The organism is Desulfovibrio inopinatus DSM 10711, from assembly GCF_000429305.1.
GTDB classification, from domain to species: Bacteria; Desulfobacterota; Desulfovibrionia; order Desulfovibrionales; family Desulfovibrionaceae; genus Alteridesulfovibrio; species Alteridesulfovibrio inopinatus.
This window is the reverse complement of record NZ_AUBP01000037.1, coordinates 1-21,821: the sequence shown is the minus strand read 5'-3', so window position 1 is coordinate 21,821 and position 21,821 is coordinate 1. Positions and strand designations below refer to the sequence as shown.

The 21,821-nt window shown below is 50.1% G+C and carries 16 protein-coding genes and 1 pseudogene; 8 read left to right on the top strand and 9 right to left on the bottom strand.

Annotated features, from left to right (window positions below; translation table 11 throughout):
- Positions 1-100: 100 nt before the first annotated feature.
- On the bottom strand, positions 101-1,663 hold the full coding sequence (locus tag G451_RS0118810; RefSeq protein WP_027185471.1) for an ATP-binding protein: 1,563 nt from the start codon (positions 1,661-1,663) through the stop codon (positions 101-103).
- A gap of 499 nt (positions 1,664-2,162) precedes the next feature.
- On the opposite strand from G451_RS0118810, the gene G451_RS0118800 reads away from it, so the two are divergent.
- On the top strand, positions 2,163-3,083 hold the full coding sequence (locus G451_RS0118800) for an SAM-dependent methyltransferase (protein WP_027185469.1): 921 nt from the start codon (positions 2,163-2,165) through the stop codon (positions 3,081-3,083).
- Between the two features lie 9 nt (positions 3,084-3,092).
- On the opposite strand, the gene G451_RS0118795 is transcribed toward G451_RS0118800, so the two are convergent.
- A complete protein-coding gene (locus G451_RS0118795; protein WP_245587845.1) occupies positions 3,093-3,587 on the bottom strand; it encodes a DinB family protein in 495 nt (164 codons plus the stop codon).
- A 48-nt stretch (positions 3,588-3,635) separates the two neighbouring features.
- On the bottom strand, positions 3,636-4,016 hold the full coding sequence (locus G451_RS33095; protein ID WP_051261679.1) for a hypothetical protein: 381 nt from the start codon (positions 4,014-4,016) through the stop codon (positions 3,636-3,638).
- A 193-nt stretch (positions 4,017-4,209) separates the two neighbouring features.
- On the opposite strand from G451_RS33095, the gene G451_RS0118785 reads away from it, so the two are divergent.
- The 6 genes from G451_RS0118785 to malQ all read left to right on the top strand — a co-directional run bounded on the left by G451_RS0118785 (position 4,210) and on the right by malQ (position 12,516).
- Entirely contained in the window at positions 4,210-5,484 is a 1,275-nt protein-coding gene (locus G451_RS0118785) for an IMP cyclohydrolase (RefSeq protein ID WP_027185467.1), read from the top strand.
- A 250-nt stretch (positions 5,485-5,734) separates the two neighbouring features.
- Positions 5,735-7,849, top strand: a complete 2,115-nt coding sequence (locus G451_RS0118775; RefSeq protein ID WP_027185465.1) for a ribonuclease catalytic domain-containing protein — start codon at positions 5,735-5,737, stop codon at positions 7,847-7,849.
- A 98-nt stretch (positions 7,850-7,947) separates the two neighbouring features.
- Positions 7,948-8,538: a glycerol-3-phosphate 1-O-acyltransferase PlsY gene (gene plsY, locus G451_RS0118770; protein ID WP_027185464.1), complete on the top strand. Its 591-nt coding sequence runs from the start codon at positions 7,948-7,950 to the stop codon at positions 8,536-8,538.
- A 222-nt stretch (positions 8,539-8,760) separates the two neighbouring features.
- Positions 8,761-8,925, top strand: coding sequence for a hypothetical protein (locus tag G451_RS34600; RefSeq protein ID WP_169727909.1), 165 nt, complete (start codon positions 8,761-8,763; stop codon positions 8,923-8,925).
- Positions 8,903-10,828 (top strand): 1,4-alpha-glucan branching protein GlgB, encoded by a 1,926-nt coding sequence (gene glgB, locus G451_RS0118760; RefSeq protein ID WP_425387519.1) that lies wholly within the window; start codon positions 8,903-8,905, stop codon positions 10,826-10,828. Before G451_RS34600 ends, glgB begins: the two co-directional genes overlap by 23 nt.
- Before the next feature lie 191 nt (positions 10,829-11,019).
- A complete protein-coding gene (malQ, locus tag G451_RS0118755; RefSeq protein WP_027185462.1) occupies positions 11,020-12,516 on the top strand; it encodes a 4-alpha-glucanotransferase in 1,497 nt (498 codons plus the stop codon).
- Between the two features lie 184 nt (positions 12,517-12,700).
- Here malQ and G451_RS0118750 read toward each other — a convergent pair whose 3' ends face one another.
- The 3 genes from G451_RS0118750 to G451_RS0118740 all read right to left on the bottom strand — a co-directional run bounded on the left by G451_RS0118750 (position 12,701) and on the right by G451_RS0118740 (position 15,213).
- Positions 12,701-13,345 carry a peroxiredoxin gene (locus G451_RS0118750; protein ID WP_027185461.1) on the bottom strand — a complete coding sequence of 215 codons (645 nt, stop codon included), beginning with the start codon at positions 13,343-13,345 and terminating at the stop codon, positions 12,701-12,703.
- Between the two features lie 138 nt (positions 13,346-13,483).
- A complete protein-coding gene (locus G451_RS33090; RefSeq protein WP_027185460.1) occupies positions 13,484-14,122 on the bottom strand; it encodes a hypothetical protein in 639 nt (212 codons plus the stop codon).
- Between the two features lie 77 nt (positions 14,123-14,199).
- Positions 14,200-15,213 carry an OmpA family protein gene (locus tag G451_RS0118740; protein ID WP_281171573.1) on the bottom strand — a complete coding sequence of 338 codons (1,014 nt, stop codon included), beginning with the start codon at positions 15,211-15,213 and terminating at the stop codon, positions 14,200-14,202.
- Positions 15,214-15,763: 550 nt separating this feature from the next.
- Here G451_RS0118740 and G451_RS0118735 point away from each other — a divergent pair.
- Positions 15,764-18,661 carry an insulinase family protein gene (locus G451_RS0118735; RefSeq protein WP_027185458.1) on the top strand — a complete coding sequence of 966 codons (2,898 nt, stop codon included), beginning with the start codon at positions 15,764-15,766 and terminating at the stop codon, positions 18,659-18,661.
- A gap of 67 nt (positions 18,662-18,728) precedes the next feature.
- Here the strand turns inward: G451_RS0118735 and G451_RS30355 are convergent, their stop codons facing one another.
- The 3 genes and pseudogenes from G451_RS30355 to tnpA form a co-directional block, all read right to left on the bottom strand.
- Positions 18,729-20,579 (bottom strand): aldehyde ferredoxin oxidoreductase family protein, encoded by a 1,851-nt coding sequence (locus G451_RS30355; RefSeq protein WP_051261678.1) that lies wholly within the window; start codon positions 20,577-20,579, stop codon positions 18,729-18,731.
- A gap of 36 nt (positions 20,580-20,615) precedes the next feature.
- Positions 20,616-21,437 carry a phosphoadenosine phosphosulfate reductase family protein gene (locus G451_RS0118725; protein ID WP_051261677.1) on the bottom strand — a complete coding sequence of 274 codons (822 nt, stop codon included), beginning with the start codon at positions 21,435-21,437 and terminating at the stop codon, positions 20,616-20,618.
- Positions 21,438-21,543: 106 nt separating this feature from the next.
- Positions 21,544-21,821, bottom strand: a pseudogene (gene tnpA, locus G451_RS33780) (IS200/IS605 family transposase); the annotation flags it as partial.

Genomic DNA, 21,821 nt, shown 5'->3' with positions numbered 1-21,821 from the left:
ATCGTAATACAGGCAGGCCGAAGACTCCAAGGGTAGTCCTATATGGCGCTCTTCCCGAGGCTGTCAATTGAATTTCATGTTTTAAGGAATACTATTTTCTCTAATAAATTGAGTTGGTAAGGGGTTGCACTCGGCTAAAAAACAGTGCGTCTTCGGGGAAGTGGTTCAACAACCTGACGTTGGCACGAATCGACGGGGCAAGTTGTGAAAGAACATGCTCATAGCCCGCGGGGTCAGATTTGGAGTGGACAAGCACAATATCGACATGCATGCCGGTTTTGGGCGTGAACCAGATGAACATTCTGGCCTCGGGGATGAGAGGTGAAAGGCGAGCCAGTTCTTTGAGCCCATCGTTTATATTGCCGCTTGATGACAAAACAATAAGGCTCACGTCCTTGGGCGGGGCATCGGCAGGGAGCGAAGGTAAGAGAATCGGGACCGTCTCCGTTTTTGGTGTCTGCGCCAAGTGTGGATTGAGGAGGTTCACCATGGGAAAGGTCTCTTGTGCAGGAAGACCATACAGGCGTACGAGAATTTGGTTGAGCTCGGCAGGTGTGGCAAGGACACCACCAAGAAGCATTGGGACCGAATTGGATCCTGTTGCATCTTGGGGCATAATCATTCCGTCGGAACGTGACGTGTCTCCAGAAGAGGGCTTGTGACCAAAGAGACCGAGAACGTCAGTACCAAGAGTCTTCGTTGTCATGCGTACTTTGGTAATGAACGAGTCTTCTGGTGTATTCGACCAGAAGCTCGGCGTAAGGAGAAGCGCGACACAGATGATTCCTGCAATACCAAGGAGTGCAACGGCCGACAGTGCTCGTTGTGTTCGTGATGCTGGTTGAGCGACGTCCGGATCTTTGGCCAGACAGGCTGCAATCATGGCTTTATCCGGTCGGGAAACATGCTCATCGGCCATGGCCATGAAGAGACATGCCGTAAGTCGAACGAGCATTTGCGGGTTGCCCTGGCTGGCGTGCAGTACATCTGCCAATGCGCGCCCCGTGAGCACGAAGCGTTTTGTCGTCCCTCCGTATGCTTCGCTTTTGGCATGAATCAGCCTCATAGCTTCGTCGCGTTCAAGAGGAAGGAGCGGGATACATTCATAACCGCATTGTGTCGCAGCTTTTTCCAATTCGGGATGGCCGAAAAGTATGCAATATACTGGAGGCTTTTCCTGCGTGAGAGCGCGTGCACCAAGGGCGCTTACGAGATAAACAACGTCTGTCGGATGAAGAAGCTGTGCTTCGTCGAGAAGAAGGATAACAGCTTGGCGACGGCGCAGGGCCAATTCGGAAAGACTCTCAATGAGACTGTCGAAGAGTCCTTGTGACGTCACATCATGGGGAGCATCGTCAGGCGGTGTTTTGGAGTGCGGAGCCAGGCCCAGACGGAACACGATATCTTCAACAAGTCCGATTGCGTCGGGCGATGCATTGACCAGACAAACAGGATGGTGTTTGGCTGAAAGATCGCGTTCAAGAATTCTGGCAAGGAGCGTTTTGCCCATGCCCGGGGCGCCGGAAACAAACTGGACGGCTTTGCCCGACTCAATACGTTTACTTAAGGTGATCAGGAGAGATTCACGCGAAGGCAGGCCAACGTACCCGTCGGCGTCAGGAGTTGTACTCCATTCGGTTTTGTCGGCAAAATCGATCGACAAGTGCTGTTCTTTCATAGTGGCCAATGGCGATTGCAGAGCTTATCAGAAAATGAGAACGTCGACGAACTAGGGGATATAATCAAAAAAGATATGGGAAGCATTGTTTTTCTCGTCCTGGGTGGATACGTTCACCATGTTGGTTTTTACGTGTTTCAAGTCCATGACAATAGGTTTGCACTAACAATTTGAAAGCGAGCCAAGAGGTTCGTTTTAGGTTGAAACTGCATAAATGTTCCTCCCTGCTCGATGGATGTTACGGTCTGTCGTTTTCGGCATTTTTGAAGCGATCGGCAATATTGTCGTTATCGAGTGGAAGAGAAAGAGGTGCTTCGGATGCCTATGTTGAAAACAACGGTGCAACGTCTGGATGAATATTTGAAACACGAGATTTTTTTGTAAACTCACGTGTTCATCCTTTCGCTACGAAACGTGGAGTATGGTATAAACACCTCAAGACAAGGGCGCAAGCGCCTGCGTGGGAAAAAGGAATTTAACTGACGTGTCGGAAAAACGGACTCTATATCTTGCAGCAAAAGACCATGTATTGGATGTGACTCGACAACTTGGGGCAGTCGTTCTTGACGTACGCGATCGGCTCGTTCTGACACGAGGTTCACAGCAGCCCGCCTATTTTGCACAAAATATTTGGAGAAATGTTGTTACCGTTGAAGCGCCGTCCATCGGACAGGCCGCGGCCAATCTGCGTGCTTTGCAGCGTAATTGGGTATTGTATTCAGCGGGACATCATCGTCGGGCTCAGTTGGTGCAATCCAAATTACCGGCGATTCGATTTCGTCCACATGTCTTTGGCGATCCTTTACCAACAGCTCCTTTGGGATCGTGGACGTTATGGGAGCCAGAGTTAATTCTGGCTTCAACCGATTGTACGAGCCCGTTCCCTCATGGAGACGTTCTCTTTGTTGAAGATAAAACTGGACCGCCAAGTCGAGCGTATTTGAAAGTGTGGGAAGCCTTGACTCTAGCCGGTGTCATGCCGCAGCCTGGAGAACTCTGTCTTGATATGGGAGGCAGTCCAGGCGGGTGGGCGTATGCTTTGGCAAAGCTTGGCGCCGATGTGCTGAGTGTCGACAAAGCGCCGCTTGATCCCAAAGTTGAAGCGTTACCCAACGTACGATGTTTGCGAGAAAGTGCCTTTGGGGTTGATCCGCGAACCATCCCCGGGGTGGATTGGTTCTTTAGCGATGTCATTTGCTATCCCAGACGACTTTATGCCATGGTTCAACGGTGGCGTGAGGCAAATGCGGCAACGAACTTCGTCGTAACGATCAAATTTCAGGGCGAAACCGATCTGGAAACAGCCAATGCATTCGCGGCTATTCCCGGATCCCGGCTTGTCCATTTGAGCTGCAATAAACATGAGCTGACATGGATCAAGCTGGGATCGAAAACAGGAAATTGAAATGGCGTACTATTCACCCAATGGACAGAAAATAAGATCGATATCACGCGGCGAGAGGCCGTAACGCCCCATGAGTGCGTGAACTTGCCCTCGGTGGTGGGTTTGGTGGTTGAAAAAATGGCTCAGACAGAGGGCCAGAGGCCGAACAAAAGGAATATTTTTAGTGTTCGTATAGCGTAATTCCTGTCGCAGTCCTGCCGGTGTGAGTGTGGCGACAAAGTCGAGGATGCGTTGGTCCTCTTGGGCTCTGGCTTGTGCAAATGCATCGAGCTTTGGAAAGGGGATGTCGGACAGGGACGGTATGGCCGATCCTTGTCCGGTAAAACGGGCAAGCCAGAGTTGATCACCGAGGAGAAGGTGATTGAGAATGCCCATAATCGAGCCGAAATTCACCGTTTCCGTGGCAAGAAGCGCTTCATCGTCCGCGGCGATGAGATCTTCCAAAAGACGAGTGTTGGCCCAACGATTGTACGTGGCCAGCGTAATGAAACATTCTGTCATCATTGCTCCGTTGTACAGGCGTGCAGTTTCTCGGGGAAACTGGATAAGCAATCATTCGTCTTCGAATTCATCGTCCGGAGTGGATTCGGATTTTGGCGTAAAGCTCAGGAGCTTTCCTTTCTTTTTGCTCTCGTGATCGTCTGATTCGAGTGATCCCACTGAAGAAAAGGGATTTCCATGCCCCCCCGCGGCTGATCGTGGCGGTGTCGGATGGGGGACAGCGTCGGCATTTGTTTGGCTCCAATGGTAATTGAAAAGTTGGTTTTTAAATCGGACAGCCTGGATGAGGTTGAGGACGATGACAGCCTCTTCCCATCGCTTTGTCGGTTCGAATTGACGCACCAGCTCGGCATACTTTTCCCAAAGCGCCATAAGTGATGCTTCATCGTAGGCGCCGAGTTGTCTGGCGAGTTTGAGAAGGGCTCGTTCCACCCTGCATTATCTCCTTGTTCTTCTGCGCAAAAAAGAAGGGCCGCTGTTGCAGTGTCGTGCTGTCTGTGGTCTCACAAACGGTCTTCACGCTAGCACAAAGTCTCAGCAAGGGCCAATTGCAAATTGCCGGGGGAATGGGATTTTGCTAGCATCCTTCCTCTTTCATCTTCCGTACCAGTCAGGAGAGACGATCATGAGTGATTTGAAAAAAATGTACCGCACCCTTCAGGACGATCCTTTTCCGAAGACGTTGCGGTTGACCGTAGGTGATGCCGAGTTGTCCTTCACCAAACGGACCTGGACAATTGATGGCCAGGAAAAAGGATTGCGTTATGGTGAGAATCCAGATCAACCAGCGGCGCTGTATGAACTCTCTGCCGGCGAACTCACCCTCGGCGGCGTTGAATTGCGTGGACCGGGAAAAGGTTTGGTTAGCGCAATCAGCGAAGAGAATATGGTTCAGGCCGGAAAGCATCCTGGAAAGATTAACTTGACCGATGTCGATAACGGCATAAATATTCTGCAGTATCTCACCGCAAAGCCGGCTGCTGTTATTCTTAAACACAATAACCCGTGTGGCGCAGCGTGGTCGAATGACGGCTTGGCAACGGCTTTTGAAAAAGCGCTTATGGCTGACCGTATCGCTGCGTTTGGCGGAACCATTGTGGTGAACCGCAAGATGGATGCGGACACAGCACAACGCATTAATCAATCGTACTTTGAGGTGGTGGCTGCGCCGGCATTTGATAAGGCTGCTCTGACGATTTTGACCTCAAAAAAGAATTTGCGCATTCTTGAAATGCCCGGTTTAGCCAACCTTGAGGTCTTAGCAGGAGAACCGTTTCTCGACATCAAATCGCTCACTGACGGTGGGCTCGTTCTGCAGTTCTCTTTCCGTAACCGGATTCTCAGTCAAGACGACTTCTTGCCTGCACAGGTTGAACATGATGGTAAGGTGGTTGCCTCTCGTGCTCCGAGCCCGTCTGAAGCTGAAGATTTGCTGTTTGCTTGGGCTGTTGAAGCCGGTGTCACATCCAACTCGGTTATTTTCGCCAAAGATGGCGCCACATTGGCCATCGGTACGGGGGAACAGGATCGAGTTGGCGTCGTTGAACTGACAATTCACAAAGCCCGCACTAAATACGCCGATCGCCTCGCTTTTACCGAGCAGGGCATGTCGTTGTACGAACTGGAGCTTGCGGCCAAAACCGATGAGGCCAAAGCTCAGGCGCTGGCCGATATTCGTCGGCGGACGGATGAAGCCAAAGGTGGTTTGGGGGGCTCGGTTCTTGTTTCCGATGGCTTTTTCCCCTTCCGCGACGGGGTGGACCTTGTGCTGTCACAGGGCGTCGAAGCCATTGCGCAACCTGGTGGCTCCATTCGTGACTATGAAGTGATTACAGCTGTCAATGAAGCGACCCCGCAGGCAGCTATGGTCTTCACCGGACAGCGATCATTCAAGCATTAATCGTCTCGACGTTTTGAAAAGTCTCGGAATGCTATTGCCGGGACAGACGGGAGGAAGAGGGAAGAGCCGCGTGCAGGCGCGGTTGCTTCCCTTTTCCCGGTACCGGCCGGAGGCCGGACAATGGAGGTCATCTGCACGAGACGGCATTTGACGGGGGAATGTTTGATATCGGATGAATAGCCAAAGCATGTCCGATATTTCCTTTTTGTGCTGGCTTCGCTGGCATCGTGGCGCGTCGGAGGCGCATTTCATGTCGAAACTGTTGACCCATGTCCCGGGGCCGGGAACCATTGTGGAATTCATGCAAGGGAACCAGCCCCTTCTGGCTATTGTCGTCGAGGAATCGGGCGGCAAACTCAAGTTGTTTACACATACCAGGCGCGATGCGAAGCTGGCTGCAGCCAGGCTCTTGCCCTGGGCTGGGCCGAGTTATGGACCGGGACTGAGTCGTGAAGACATGTTTGAAAAACTTGTTCAACACTTTGATTTACGCAATACGATTGCTGAAACGATTGATCCCATGGAGATATGGGAACTTGCTCAGGGAGAGGTTGAAAAAGCGTCCGCCACTTGGTTTGCGCAACTTATTTTTGACAAGCCTGGTACGGATGAACTTGCCGGTTGTGGGCGTGCGTTGCTTGGATGCAAAACCCATTTTAAATTTCATCCTCCTGAATTCGAAGTCTATCCGGCTGAAGTTGTCGAGAGACGTCTGTCTGAACTTGAAGCCGCACAGGAACGGGAGCGTGTGGTTGGTGCGGGAAGTGACTTTTTTCAGGCTCTGTGGTCGGGATGGGCATCGGGAAAGCGTACCGATGTTGAACGCCTGGTTGCCGGACTTGCCCCGGAAGCCGTGAGCAAATTGGCCGCAACGCTGAGAACACTCATTGCCACTCCAGATGATGAAGATGCGTTGACCCTCTTCAAGCTTCTGAAAAGAGGACTGCCCGATCATCCTATGCAGCCATATATTTTGGCAACAGAATGGGGAATTATAAAACCTCATCATAATTATCTGGCGGATCAAGCTGGATTTGTGCTGGATGAGTCATGGGTTGCATCATATACCGATGAAATAGCTGACATCGTTGCCTGTTTCGAGCGCAAACAGTGTGACCCTGAAGATACTCCTTTTGTCAGCATTGATTCGGCATCGACTCGTGATATTGATGATGCGTTTTATATTGAACAAAATGGTTCTGGTGGCTTTCACGTACATCTTGCACTGGCTTGTCCTGCGTTGTGTATTGACCTTACCTCTCCATTCGGCAAGGCCGTATTGGAACGTGCAACGAGCATATATTTGCCGGAAGGCATTAGTCATATGTTACCCGAAGTATTGGGCACGGATCAATTTAGTCTTGTGGAGCAGCAGTCCCGGCCGGCACTTGTCCTCGATATTGAGCTGAGCGAATTGGGAGAGATGCTTGCGTTTACCCCGCGCTTCAGTTGGGTACGTATTCAGGCAAACCTGACATATAGTGACGTTCAGACTGCTTTAGAAGAGCACACAGCGGAACAACATCTTGTCGATGCTTTTGATGCAGCCCAAATTCTTCGCCGCCGTCGTCTTGCGTCGGGGGCGGTTTGTATTGAGCGTCATGATCCCAAAACCACTGTCGAAGGCTACCCCGAGAATGTTAAAGTTCATATTGAACCGCCAGTTGTCACACCAATGTCACAACTTGTTGTCAGTGAATTTATGATCTTGGCAAACGAAGCGACTGCTTTGTTTGCGAAAGAGCATGGCTTCCCTCTTCTGTTTCGGGCACAAGATGTCGTTTTGCCTGATGAAGCCCGCGGAGTAAAAATTCGGCCAGAAGAAATTCATGCTGCGGTCAAGCACATGACCTCGGCGGTGCTTGATACAGAACCGGGAGCCCATGCCAGTCTGGCGGTCAAAGCGTATTGTTCCATTACGTCTCCGTTGCGCCGATGCATTGATTTTATCAATTTGGCTCAGATGTTGTCTTGGCTTGAAAACAACGCGCCTCGCTGGAACAAGGAAGAACTCAGTTCACTCATGCTGATGCTCAATGCTCGACTTGAAGCAGTCAGTCCTATTCAGCGTTTTCGACCGCGGTACTGGAAACTTGTTCACATGCAGGCCAATGCCAAGCAGGCAACCTGGCTGGCTGTCGTTGTGGAAGAAGCTCCCAACTTCATCACGTTGTCTTTGCCGGATTTTCAGATTTACGTTCGCGCCGGGCGCGAAATGCTGGGTGAAAAGATTTACATCGGTCAACGCTTTCGGCTACGAATGGGTAAAATAGATCCACTTGCTAATGAATTTCGTGTTCTTGAGGCATCGGAAGAACCGGATATGGACGATTTTCCTGAATTCGACGACCAGGCCACGGTGTAAGAACTGACGAGAAGTGCATTCAGAGCAACAAAGGCCCGATAATACCGATCCCCACTCGGTATTGTATGTGACGGCATCGATTGAGCGTGGAGGATATCATGTCTTATTTTCTGTGGTGGGTACTGACGTTTTTGGCCGGTTCAGTCCCGTTTGGGTTGTTTATCGCCCGCATTTATTACAACGTGGATCCCCGAGGTTCCGGTAGCGGCAATGTCGGTGCTACGAATGTGGCACGGTTATGTGGCTTCAAGGCCGGAGTGGCAACACTGGTCTTCGATTTTGCCAAAGGGTTTATGCCTATTTGGGTGGGCATGGCCATTTCTGACAATACTTTCTTTTTGAGCATGACAGCTCTTGCTGCCATTTTGGGGCATATGTACTCGCCTTTTCTGTACGGCAAAGGCGGGAAAGGAGTTGCCACAACCTTAGGTGTTTTCGCAGCTTTGGCATTTACGGCGACTTTTTTGTCGAGCCTTGTTTGTATTTTGGCAATTGTTTTGTCAGGATATGTCTCCATGGGCTCACTTTTGCTTGTGACTGTATTACCGATTTTTCTCCTTTTCACCGGAAAATATGCTCTTATTCCTGTTTCGTTAGCGGTTCTCGTTCTTGTTTTTTGGAAACACCGAGAAAACATTGATCGATTGGCCATGGGGCATGAAAAACCGTGGAGAAAGAAAAAATCCTAACGCCTTAAACAGCTTGGATTCAAGAGGTTCGTATTCCGTCTATTGCATTATGAATGTCCAGGGGGGGAGGGAAGCATCCTCCCCAGGCTTGTGAATACATACGAGACTGTCTCGTTACATCACGAGTCGTCCAGTTTATTGTATTATAATCTCGTTTTTATCTCTTCTTTCTCCATTATTGTTTATTTTTGCGATTCTTCACCGAAGAGACACCGAATTCCAATGAAAAAAGCGTTGCAGGACATGCCGCAGGTTCGTATGGTGGGTAATGGTTTGGTTTCGCTTGGCAAAGCGGAACCAGTGGTACAAACGTGCGAAACCAGAACCGAAGGCCGCGCACTGTATGCGTTTGCCGGAGATGATAATGAAAAAGCCTGTCTATTATGACGTCAGCCTGCTCACGGAGCACGACATCTATTTGTTTAAAGAAGGCAATCATTTTGAATTGTACAACAAACTCGGCTGCCACAGAATGACCGTGGCCGGCAAAGAGGGCGCTTTGTTTGCGGTGTGGGCGCCGAATGCCGAATATGTCAGTGTGGTCGGTGATTTCAATAACTGGGACCAGGGGGCACACCCCTTACAACAACGTGATGATTTTTCCGGAATTTGGGAAGGGTTTATCCCGGGAGCACAGAAGGGATTTACCTATAAATATCACATAGGAGGTCCGAACGGATTTCAAGCCGATAAAGGTGACCCATTCGCCTTTCTCTGGGAAGTATCGCCCAAATCAGCGTCGGTCGTGTGGGATCTTGAATATACCTGGGGAGACCAGGAATGGATGACCCATCGCAACGAGAAGAATGCGCTGGATGCTCCCATGTCCATCTATGAAGTGCATCTTGGTTCATGGAAGCGAGTTCCGGAAGAAGGGTGGCGTTCTCTTTCGTATCTGGAAATGGCCGAAACACTGCCTGCCTATGTCAAGGAAATGGGCTTTACCCACGTGGAATTCATGCCGGTCATGGAGCATCCGTTCTTCGGATCGTGGGGATACCAAGTTTTAGGGTATTTTGCCCCGTCAAGCCGATACGGCACTCCTGGCGATTTTATGTATCTTGTCGATCGCTTGCACCAAGCCGGTGTCGGGGTCATCCTCGACTGGGTGCCCTCGCATTTTCCGACGGATGGGCATGGGCTGTCTCTATTCGACGGCACGAATTTGTATGAGCATTCCGACGCTCGTGAAGGATTTCATCCCGATTGGAATTGTTATATTTTCAATTTGGGACGCTATGAAGTACGCGCGTTTCTTATCTCCAGCGCACATTACTGGCTTGATAAATACCATATTGACGGATTGCGGGTCGATGCTGTGGCGAGTATGCTGTATCGGAATTACTCCAGAGAAGATGGTGACTGGATTCCCAATAAGTACGGCGGGAAAGAGAATCTGGAAGCTATCGACTTCTTGCGGAAACTCAATGAGTCCGTTTACGAGGCATTTCCGGACACGCAGACCATGGCCGAAGAATCAACGGACTGGCCTATGGTCTCTCGCCCGGCCTATCTCGGTGGCTTGGGATTCGGTCTGAAATGGAACATGGGCTGGATGCATGACACGTTGGATTATATTGCTCATGATCCTGTTTATCGAAAATATCATCACAATGCGCTGACGTTTTCTATTTGGTACGCTTTCTTTGAGAACTTTGTTTTACCATTGTCCCATGATGAGGTGGTGTACGGGAAAGGGTCTCTCATTGGAAAAATGCCTGGCGATATGTGGCAACAATTTGCTGGGTTGCGTCTATTGTATGCCTATATGTATGCTCATCCCGGCAAGAAATTGCTCTTTATGGGGGCCGAGATTGGGCAACGGAGCGAGTGGGCGCATGACGGACAACTTGAGTGGAATTTACTTAAACATCCCTTACATAATGGGGTGAATCAATTCTTGAAAGACCTGAACAGATTGCTGATTGCTGAAAAATCTCTGCACGAATGTGATTTCAGTAATACGGGTTTCGAGTGGATTGATTTTCATGACGCGGAATCAAGTGTGATTGTCTTCATGCGTCGTGGTGAAGATGAAAATGATGTGGTTGTGGCCGCAATGAATTTCACCCCGATTGTGCGCTACAATTATTGTATCGGTGTGCCATTTGGGGGCGACTGGATGGAGATTCTCAACAGTGATGCCGCTGAATATGGTGGATCTGGAGTCGGTAATGCCGGCCAGGTCCGAGCTCTTGATCCCGAAGGCACGAAGGAGTCGTATACGCTCAATTTGACGTTGCCGCCGCTTGGGGCTGTGTATTTTAAACCCCTGCATAATAAGAAATAGGCGCATCGTTTGTATGCGGAACGATTGTTTTGCTTTTGTGGGATGGCACGTAATTTAGACGCTACGTCTCATGATTGATGTCTGATTGTGATCAGCTTGTGTTCAGCCCAAGTGCCTCTATTGTCTGGCTCTTGGGCTGTCACAATGTGACTCTTCCATTTTGAGTAGTACGTTTTTACCATGGAGTCCTTATGCACAGACGAGGTAGCGGAATTCTCCTTCATATTTCATCTCTGCCGTCCCGCTATGGTATAGGAGACTTGGGACCAGAAGCCTATCGGTTTGCGGATTTTTTGGCAGATGCCGGGCAATCCTATTGGCAGATTTTACCGCTTAATCCTACATCTTCATATATCGGCAACTCCCCGTATAGTAGTGATTCTGCTTTTGCCGGCAATCCTCTTTTTATCAGCCCGGAACTGATGGTGGAGAATGGAGATGTTGATCCACTCGATGTTCCCGAACTTGCATCAACACGCCCTGATCGTGTTGATTATCAGGCTGTTGAAGGGCACAGAACGCATCTTCTGAAAACAGCGTATGCCAAGGTTGAAACATCGTTGGAGAACGATTGCTGTTACGGACAATTTCAAAAGCTTAATGCGTACTGGCTTGATGACCATGCCTTATTCCGAGCGTTGAAGGCAGAGCATGGTGGTGTACAATGGACCAAATGGCCGGAGCCATTGCGATATCGTGATCCAAGTGCTCTGGCAGAAGCGACAGACCGTCTTGCCTCGATTATTCGCTACGAGAAGTACGTTCAATACCTTTTTCACAGACAGTGGTTTGCCCTCAAGTTGTATCTTCAGGATAAAAATATTCTGACGATGGGGGACATTCCGATTTATGTAACCCACGATAGCGCTGATGTTTGGGCTCATCAGGAGTTATTTCAACTTGATAGTGAAGGAGAACCCACCGTTGTTGCCGGTGTTCCTCCCGATTATTTCAGTAAAACCGGGCAACGTTGGGGGAACCCTGTATATGCCTGGGATGTGCACCGCCTGTCTCATTTTCATTGGTGGATTAAGCGGATTGAGCATAATCTTGATTTGACCGATTTTATCCGTCTTGACCATTTTCGCGGTTTTGCCGCGTACTGGGAAGTTCCGGTCGAAGAAGAAACTGCGATTAATGGTGAGTGGGTGGATGGCCCAGGACATGATTTTTTCAATGCACTCCTCAAACACTTTGCCAGATTACCCATTATTGCCGAAGATCTTGGCATCATTACAGCGGATGTTGAAGAACTCAAAAGTGCGTTTGACTTGCCGGGGATGCGTATTTTGCAGTTTGCCTTTGGTGATAATCTCGCAGATAGTCGTGATATCCCGCACAATTACGATGTGGGAAGTGTTGCATATAGCGGCACACACGACAATAATACAACGAAAGGGTGGTTTTCATCAGAAGCGTCCGAAGAGGTTAAAGAAAGCCTGTTTGCCTACATTGGGCATGAAGTTTCGGAAGACGAGGTGTCCACTGCACTTATTCGTCTTGCGATGGCCAGTGTGGCCGAGATGGCGATATTTCCTCTTCAAGACGTTCTTGGTTTGGGGGCTGGAGCGCGTATGAACACGCCATCTTTACCTGCGGGCAACTGGACGTGGAGATTGAAGCCCGGTTTGCTGTCCGACGAAATTGCACGTCGAATGCAGCGTTGGACAACGATGTATGGGCGATAACACGCCGAAAATTACTTGTTGTTTTTCTGAATACCATTTTTCAAACACGGCGGCTTTTTTTCGGACGGCCGCCGTGTTGTGATTTTAGCAGGGCAGGATAGAAGAGTAATATCGATGTATATGCGTGGTTTTTTGCTGCATAACCAGACCATCTCGATCTGCGTGGTCGGAAAACGGCATACGTTTAATCAATCATAGATGAGTATACGTTACCGACGAGTTTTTCCGAAGGGGTGAGCGTTTTGGAGCCGGGTTTCCACTTTGCAGGGCAGGCTTCTGCCGGGTGGTCTTTCAGGTAGACATTGGCTTCCATTTTGCGTTGCAGCTCATCAGCATTACGGCCCACATTATAGAAGTTGATTTCCGATGAAACAAGCAGACCTTCGGGGTTGATGATGAACGTACCCCGCAGCGCCAACCCGGTTTCGCAATCATAGACACCAAAATAGCGAGCAACTTTGCCGGTGGGGTCTGCTGCCATTTTGTATTTTACGTTTTCCAGCAGCCTTTCACTCGTTTTCCAGGCCATGTGCGAGAATTTGGTATCAGTGGACACGGAGATAACTTCGCAATCCATTTTTTTTAGCTCAGCATGCTTGTCCGCCAAGTCGGCCAGTTCTGTCGGGCAAACAAATGTGAAATCGGCGGGATAGAAAACAAGCACGACCCACTTTTTTTCGTCCAGGCATTTTTCAAGTGAGATTTCTCCAAAGAAACCTTCTTCGGGATCAAATGTTTCCATCGTGAACGGTGTCACCGGTTTTCCAACTTTCGCGTGGTCGAGCATATGATGGTGGTCATCGTGATGGTGATGTTCGTCACAACTCATGTGATATCCTCCAGAGAGTGCATATGAGCACCGTTTCAAAGGGTTTTTAATCTTAGTTTGGATTTATACTGAAAAAAAAGTCCATCGCAAGAGGCGATGGACTTTTTTCGATTCGTGAACGTAAAAAGGAGTGTGGACTTAACGCCAAGCCTTCTTCTTGCCGTCGTATCCGAAAATTTCGCGCATGGAGTGCTCTTGAGCGACGAAGGGGCCATTGAGAGCGGCTTGCTTGGTATCGGCAATGGATTTGTGGGTGAGCACCTTATAGCACATGTGGCCTACGTAAGGAGTATGGTCATAGTTTTTCTTTTTGACCTCGGTGCGCAGTGAGTTGAATTCGATTTCTTGATAGGACGCCACAAATTTATCTCCGATCTTCGTAACTTGCATGTCGGATTTTTTGGTGCCAACGCCAAGTTGAGCGGATTTTTGGAGCCAGTTTTGCGCGTATGCGTAAAATTCTTTTTCGATAGCGCTGAGCTTTGCATCGCCTTTGGAAGAGGAAGAGGTGTAAGCAGATTTGGGAGGCGTGATGGCGGCAACGAGCTTAGGTTTATCCTGGGTTTTTGCAGCTTTAGGGACTGTCTTGGTGACAGCGGCAACTGCGGCTGCATCTGGTGACTTCGGCGCGGTGGTTTGAATTGCTGCGACCGTCGTGGCCTTCGTCGGCGTGATGCTCATACTTCCGTTCATGGGGGTCAATTGGGAACCGGCGTGAACAGGGAGGGCAAGCAGACCGAGAAGACCGGTGATGACCAGGATACGTGCCTTTTTCATACAGATAGTACCTCGCTAAAAGACAAGATCGGGCCAGTCGGCATTGCCGACTGGCCCGAGGTTAAAAGGTGTATCGCCTACTTGAAGTTGATGTCGACGCGGCGGTTCATGCGGCGACCTTCAGCAGTGGCGTTGCTGTACTTGGGATTGAGTTCGCCGTAACCGACGGCTTCGATGCGCATGGGATCAACACCACGCTTGACGAAGAAAGCCTTGACGGAGTTGGCGCGGCGTTCGGACAGACCCTGGTTGTAGGGAACCGTACCAACGCTGTCGGTGTGGCCGCCGAGGACAACAGTGGCTTCGGGCTTGGCGTTGATGATTTCAAGACCTTCTTCGAGCACGGGCACGAATTCGGGCTTGATGTTGGACTTATCGAAGTCAAAGTAAATGCTGCGGAAGATGACGGTTTCGTCTTCTTCGATGTCTTCGTAGAGCGAGCACATCAGGAATTGGACCAGGTTTTCTTTGGCAACGAGGTCTTCGCCGATGGCCATGCAGGAGCATTCGCTCATGGCAGCGATTTCTTTCAGGACTTCTTCACCGTACTTGGTGTCGGCATAGCTGACAATGTGGAAGCAGATCTTGTCGCCGTACTTGTCAACCATCTGGCGGGCAACAACACGGGGATCGACACCACGGTTGGAGGCACCGTCAGAGAAGATGATGACAGCGGTCTTGCCGGACAGGCCACCGATGACCTTATCGACGTCTTCCAGACCCCAACCCATGGGGGTGCGGCGCATCAGGTTGTATTCGGTTGTAATAGCGTTGATGGCGGGTTCCATGTCAGCGCGGTTGTAGGTAGCCATCGCAGCGTACTCTTTGTACGGAGCAAAGGTGTACAGGCCGCCCTGGTAACCCAGTTCAGGAATTTCCTGATTCATGGACAGGAGCAGATTCTTGGCCAGGGCGATCTTGGAGATACCACCCATCTGGACATAACGGGAACCTTTGTACGCGGTGCCCATGGAACCGGAATGGTCAACGAAGAGGATGAAGTTGTCGACTTTGGGAACGAGCTTGGCGGCAGACGGGCCAGCGAAGCCGAGCAGCATCACAGCCATAGCGGTCAAAGCGACGAGTTTCATGGAAATCCTTCTCATAATTCCTCCTTACCAACATAACAGTGTGAAGTTTCAACACAATTGCCAAAAACACCCTCATGCTCACGGTGAAAAGCCCACCCTTCAGGCGACGCACCATGAACGTGCAAGATCGAGATCGATCTTGACAAAATCCGACTTCGTGCAGAAACCGGTATTTTGATTTAAAGAGTAAAACAAGATCGGACGGCTTATGTCAATAGAATTTGTTAAAAAAATGTGTTTTTTTTTGCATTCAGCACCTGTTCAGTGCAATTCTATTTTCATGGAGCCGAACGAGTTTACAGCTAGTAGTATTAGTCACTATCACCAGTATTTGTAAAGCCCGAGAGTGCGATTGCCATCAAAAAAACGCAAAAGGTTTGTTTTCTTTGTGGCCAGCAATGATTTGAACGCGACTTTAAAGAGTGACTTCTTTAGGATACCGTGTCCGGAGCGGGCGTGTTTTCTTGATGAGGACCCGTTCCGTAGCATGTGAAAACGTCGAACCGCGGCGCAGCAAAACGATTGATGTGCCGAATTCTAAGGAGAATGCATGTTCAAAGTGGAAGGATACGAAGTGATCCGGCAGGAGCACATCGCAGAATATGCCGCTGATGCCCTGTATTGCAGACATATTGTGACTGGTGCCGAGATATTGTCGATTCAGTGCGCCGACGAAAATAAGGTGTTTGGCGTTTCATTCAAAACACCCCCTTCCGATTCTACGGGGGTGGCGCATATCTTGGAACATTCTGTTTTGTGCGGATCACGAAAATATCCTGTCAAAGAGCCGTTTGTTGAATTGTTGAAAGGGTCACTCAATACCTTTCTCAATGCGTTCACCTATCCTGATAAAACCTGCTATCCCGTGGCCAGTGCGAACGAAGAAGATTTCTATAACCTGATTGATGTCTATCTCGATGCCGTCTTTTTCCCACGCATCAACAAAGAGATCTTCCATCAGGAAGGATGGCATCTTGATCCAACTGGCGATGACAACGGATTGTCTATTCGTGGCGTGGTCTATAATGAAATGAAAGGGGCATATTCTGCCGCTGATGGTGTTTTGTCCGAATTTTCTCAGCGTCTTTTGTTTCCGAATACGACATATGGAGTCGATTCCGGCGGCGAGCCGGCTGTAATTCCTGATTTGACATATGAGGCGTTTATCGATTTCCATAAAACCTATTATCACCCGGGGAATGCTCGTATCTTTTTCTATGGAGATGGAGATATTGAGCGGCGGTTCGCCAAGCTTGATGAATACTTGCGTGAATTCGGCCCAAGGGAGAAAAAAGCGGCTGTCGATTTGCAACCTTTGGCGACGTCACCGAAAACGCATCGCATGCCGGTGGAGCCTTCCAGCCCGGATATGGGGCTCATGATGACTGTGAGCTGGTTGTTCCCTGAAATTACGGATTTGAAAACCCGGCTCGGTCTTCACATTCTTGAACATGCGCTGATCGGATTGTCTTCATCGCCGTTACGTAAAGCGTTGATAGATTCCAATTATGGAGATGATCTTGCGGGTGTCGGACTCGAAGAAGAGTTACGGCAATTCTATTTTTCCACAGGACTCAAGGGCGTTGCTCCAGGGTATGAAGGGAAAGTGGAAAAACTTATCATCTCCACTTTGCAAGGACTGGCTGAAAATGGAATCGAGTCTGAAGCGATTGAAGCGGCAGTCAACACCATTGAGTTTTCTTTGCGCGAACAGAACACAGGGGCATTTCCCCGCGGGCTGTCGATGATGCTCATGTCACTTGCTGATTGGCTTTATGAACGTGATCCTATCGCCGGTCTGCGTTTTGAAGCGCCGTTGGCTGAAATCAAGCATGATTTGGCCGCCGGTAAACGGGTATTGGAAGATTTGCTCAACCAGTTCATTTTACAAAATAATCATCGCGTTACGTTGATTCTTGAGCCCGATGCCGGTTTGGCGCAACGACGTAAAAATGAAGAGCAGAACCGCATCAAGGCACTATATGAAGGGCTTGGAGAGGATCGGGAACAGCGCGTTGCCGATGACGCTGGAGCACTGGCGACGTTTCAGCATACTCCGGATTCAGCCGAAGCATTGGCCAGTATTCCGCAATTGATTCCGGCTGATTTGCCTCCAAAGAACATGCCAACGTTGACTATGGAACGATCGGCAGACATGGAACAGCTCTATTTCAATGATCTTGAAACCAATGGCGTTGCCTATCTTGATCTCGGATTCGATCTGACGGTTTTGCCCGAGCATTTGTTCCCTTACATCAATCTGTTCGGCCGAGCCTTGCTCGAAATGGGGACGGCCAAACAGGATGCAGTCAGTTTGACTCGCCGTATCAGTGCGAAGACCGGTGGGATCGTTCGGAGCCCCTCAATTGCTACGACAAAATCCGGGGATGTGGCGGCACGCCTCTTCTTGCGTGGGAAGGCGACGGTCGACAAATTTTCCGAGTTATCCGATGTGTTGTTGGATATTTTGACGACGGCAAATCTGGGAAATCGAGATCGTTTTCTCCAAATCGTGACGGAATCACGAACACGCGCCGAAATGCGTCTTATCCCTGCAGGACATAGCGTAGCCAGACTTCGTCTCGGTGCGAGCTTTAGTCAGGCTGGAGCGATGAATGAACGCTTGAGCGGGGTGGAGCAGTTGTTCTTCTTACGCAGGCTGGAAAAGCGCGTACGCGAGGATTTTGACGGTGTCCGCGAAGACCTTGAGGAAATTCGTCGTCGGTTGCTCATCAAAAATGCCATGGTCGCCAACGTGACCGTGGCCGAGCATCAGGCAGCACGCGTTCTGGACAATCTTGCCGAGTTGAGTTCGGCTCTGGAAACCGGTGATATCGAACGCCATCCTCAAGCATCCGTAACGCGGGCGAGCGCAGAAGGGCTGACTATTGCGGCGCAGGTCAATTATGTCGGGAAAGCGGCCGATGTGAAAAAATTGGGATACCAGATCAATGGCGCCACGCACGTTATAAGCCGCTATCTGCGGACGGGCTACCTTTGGGAACGTATTCGTGTTCGTGGCGGAGCATATGGTGCGTTCAGCCTGGTTGACCGATTCAATGGTCTTGTTGCACTGCTTTCGTATCGCGATCCCAATACTGATAAGACGCTGGTCGCCTACGATGAGGCTGGTGCCTTTCTTGAAGAGCTGACGTTGTCCCAGGAAGAGCTGGATAAAAATATCGTCGGTGCAGTTGGAGATCTTGATGCCTACAAACTGCCGGATGCCAAAGGCTTTTCCGGTATGATCCGGTCTTTGGTCGGTGATACCGATGAGGATCGGCAACGCATGCGTGAAGAAATGTTTGCCGTAACGCAAGAGGATTTTCGCGCATTCGGGACGGTGTTGCGTCAAGCCATGGCCGAAGCCGATACTGTGATTGTTGGGGCGAAAGATGTGTTGGAAAACACGAAGCACGTTGCGCTGTCACTGACAGACGTGATGTAGTTGCAAAACGTTTTGTACTTCAGCGGCTGGAGGGGGTGACCTTTCCAGCCGTTTTTATATTTCCGCCTCAAATGCCCAGGCGACGCAGTGTTTCCTGCGTCGGTCTGCCGGTTTGGGGATCCCAACCGTGCAAGCTATAGTACTCGTCGAGCATGGCTTCGAATCGTTCCCGGTCGATATATGCCCCTTTGCGGGGACCGTCTTGAATTGGGGTGAAGACCCACGGGGGCAGGGTATCATCGCGGCGCGTGATACCTTCGCGGTTCAGAAATAGGCGTTCGGTCGTCAGAATGCGTTCAGCTGCGTTTTCGAGTTCTTCGGCCGTCAGATCAATACCGCATGCGAGATTGAGGAGTTGCCGTATTTCGTCCGGAGAGATGTGATCGGGGCTGTTGAAGCGTTGGACAAATCGACAAAGGCCGAGCGCATCGCCAAGGGCGTATTCAAGTTCGCTTCGCCAGACCATAAAGGCTTTGCCGTCGTAAGCGTCGGGATCGGTGGGGATGGAGCGGCCATAGAATTTTTCGAGCGTGGCGGCATCCAGGTTGATGGCTTCCATTGTTGGCCGACTTCGTAAATGATCGGCCCCTCGCGTTGATGTGGCAACACCAAGAGCGAATCCCTTAAAAGCGCGCACGTCAACGGAGTCGGTTTGTGTGGAGTTTTTAACCTGAACGAGACGGTCTGTAGCTTCTTTGGGAAAATGTTCCATGAGTTCTTTGGGACCATCTGCGAGTGTGGAGCCGAATCCACGTCGATATGCAATATCTTCCACAAGTCGCACAATGGTTGGACCGTCGCCAAAAGACAGTTCAAGACCATCGGTGTCGGTCGTCGTGAGGAGACCTTCTTGAAACAGATCAATGGCCCATCCGATGAGATTGCCGGTGGCACAGGAATCTAAGCCGAGGTCGTTGGTCAGGTCGTTGAGATGTAAAATCGTTTCAGGATCGGTAATTCCGCAAATGGGGCCGAAGGCGCCCAACGTGCCATATTCGACACCAACGCCGCGGGAATGACACGATGTATCGGGACGAAGATACGTGTGGCGGCAGCCGATTGCGCACCCGAAGCATGCACGGTGTCCGTCATAGCGCTTGGCCAGTGATCGGGATCGCAACCCCTTGCCTTGGGGAAATTTGGAAAACCGGGCGTTGTGCGTACGAACCACGCCGCTGAAGTTGTGCAGGTCAAAGAGGTAGGCGGTTCCCAGCGTATGCAGTATCTCACGCGTTCGTGATGCTTTGATGCGGTCCGTGAGCTTTTTATTGAGGGCACGCAAGCCTTCAGGATTATGGATGGGGAGCGGGGTGTGACCTAAGGCCACAATCGCCTTGATACGTTTTGACCCCATGAGGCATCCGAGACCGCCTTTTCCCGCCGCACTTTTATATCCATGTCGTATGCAGGCAAATCGAACAAGGTTTTCTCCTGCTGGTCCAATACAGGCGATTTGAGCTCGCTTACCGTATCGTTCTTTGAGAAGTTCCATGGTCGCAATGGAGTCCTTACCCCAGAGCCCGCTGGCATCCTGAATGGATGCGGTGTTGTTTTCGAGAAGAATCAGGCAGGGTTCATCACTTTTTCCTGTCAGCACAAGATGATCAAAACCCGCTTTACGCATGGCTGGGGCGAAGTGGCCGCCAAAATTCGAATCAGCAAGAAACCACGATTCCGGGGATTTTCCGGTCACATTGGTTCGGGCTGCCGAGGGACACGGGAGGCCGGCTAATGGTCCGGCGCCGACAAGAAGTGGAGCTTCGGGGGCCAGTGGGTCCATCCCTGGAGATACGAGGTCATAGAGGAGGCGAATATGAATGCCTCGTCCCCCAAGATAACGCCGGCTCAAGTCGGCGTCGACGGGAGTCGATTCAATCATTCGCGTCGAGAGGTCGATGGAGCAGATAACATTGGACATAATGAACTCGTCGAATTCAATGATGAAACGACATGGTTACATATAGCCTAAACTGCGCAATTGTTCCATTATATCCTCTTTGTTCTGACCGCGTCCCATGCGCTCCGATGTATTTTCAAGATCCTGTTCCCAAGCTGGTATACCGGCAAATACAGGATTGGTGTTGTATCGGGCACCGATGGATCGATATCCTTGCGTGTAGAGTTCGCAGAACGGAATGCTCTTGTCGTGGGTCAGTGTCCAAATTTCGCGTTCGGTGATGGGCAAAAGAGGATGGATGCGGAGGTGATCTGGATTTTCACGCGGGCTTTCAAAGGTTTCTTCGCCTCGGGCCTCGTGTTCATCCCACCGTAAAGCAACGAATACTGCTTTGATACCGTTTGCTTCTATATAGTCGCGAAGTGGTACGATTTTGATAAGGTGGCTTCCTTCAAACGATTCAGGTTCGAAGCGAAAATAGTCTTCGTCAAATTCAATTGCTGCCAGTTCAGCTTGATTTTCCGGAGACAGGTCAGCCACGGGAATCGGCTCGCCAACTTCGGGATCTCGATCAAGAATATCTGTATTGCCAAGGCGGACCAACGGGAGGTTCCATTGGGTGGTGAGTCGGTCTACCGCTTCTTCAATTTCATCGAAAACGTCGCCTTCATCAATATAAACGCACGAGGGTAAGGGCAACCCCGTGCGTTTGCAGACATTGTGCACCATCCACAACAGGGTAGTACTGTCTTTGCCACCTGTGAAGCAGAGGGCAACGGCACCTTCGTATTGTTTCAACGTCGATTCAATCAGATCCTCGGCAAAATGGACCTTTTCGTCCAGCGTGGCATTGTCCCAACGTGTAGTGTCGCTCATCATCGTGTTCCCCCATTTGACTGTACTCGTGGAAAAAATAACGATTTGAGCAGTTTTGGCAAGGGGAACGCAAGGGACAGTCCGCTTTTATCCTCTTACGCCTTGAGGCGGGTGTGCGTTGCTGTTCTATGTACTGCCTCATTACGGAAAGAGGAGCGCCCCCACAAGAAGCGGCAAAATAACTTGGGCTCCAAAGCACCCCCTTCCAATACCTCTTTCTTAAGTCCTCAAATTTGTTACGCATGAGATGAGAAGACGTACCTTTTAAACTGTTCACGAGTTTAGACAGAGACACTTTCGGCGGATAATTCACGAGTAAATGCACATAGTCGTCTTCTCCGTCCATCTCAACCAGAGTGGCTTCAAAATCTTGGCATATTTTGCCAA

Coding starts and splice junctions, on each gene's coding strand:
- G451_RS0118795 (WP_245587845.1), bottom strand. CDS start 3,587: ATGATGACAGAATGTTTCATTACGCTGGCCACGTACAATCGTTGGGCC.
- G451_RS0118785 (WP_027185467.1), top strand. CDS start 4,210: ATGAGTGATTTGAAAAAAATGTACCGCACCCTTCAGGACGATCCTTTT.
- G451_RS0118775 (WP_027185465.1), top strand. CDS start 5,735: ATGTCGAAACTGTTGACCCATGTCCCGGGGCCGGGAACCATTGTGGAA.
- plsY (WP_027185464.1), top strand. CDS start 7,948: ATGTCTTATTTTCTGTGGTGGGTACTGACGTTTTTGGCCGGTTCAGTC.
- G451_RS34600 (WP_169727909.1), top strand. CDS start 8,761: ATGAAAAAAGCGTTGCAGGACATGCCGCAGGTTCGTATGGTGGGTAAT.
- glgB (WP_425387519.1), top strand. CDS start 8,903: ATGAAAAAGCCTGTCTATTATGACGTCAGCCTGCTCACGGAGCACGAC.
- malQ (WP_027185462.1), top strand. CDS start 11,020: ATGCACAGACGAGGTAGCGGAATTCTCCTTCATATTTCATCTCTGCCG.
- G451_RS0118750 (WP_027185461.1), bottom strand. CDS start 13,345: ATGAGTTGTGACGAACATCACCATCACGATGACCACCATCATATGCTC.
- G451_RS33090 (WP_027185460.1), bottom strand. CDS start 14,122: ATGAAAAAGGCACGTATCCTGGTCATCACCGGTCTTCTCGGTCTGCTT.
- G451_RS0118740 (WP_281171573.1), bottom strand. CDS start 15,213: ATGAAACTCGTCGCTTTGACCGCTATGGCTGTGATGCTGCTCGGCTTC.
- G451_RS0118735 (WP_027185458.1), top strand. CDS start 15,764: ATGTTCAAAGTGGAAGGATACGAAGTGATCCGGCAGGAGCACATCGCA.
- G451_RS30355 (WP_051261678.1), bottom strand. CDS start 20,579: ATGTCCAATGTTATCTGCTCCATCGACCTCTCGACGCGAATGATTGAA.
- G451_RS0118725 (WP_051261677.1), bottom strand. CDS start 21,437: ATGATGAGCGACACTACACGTTGGGACAATGCCACGCTGGACGAAAAG.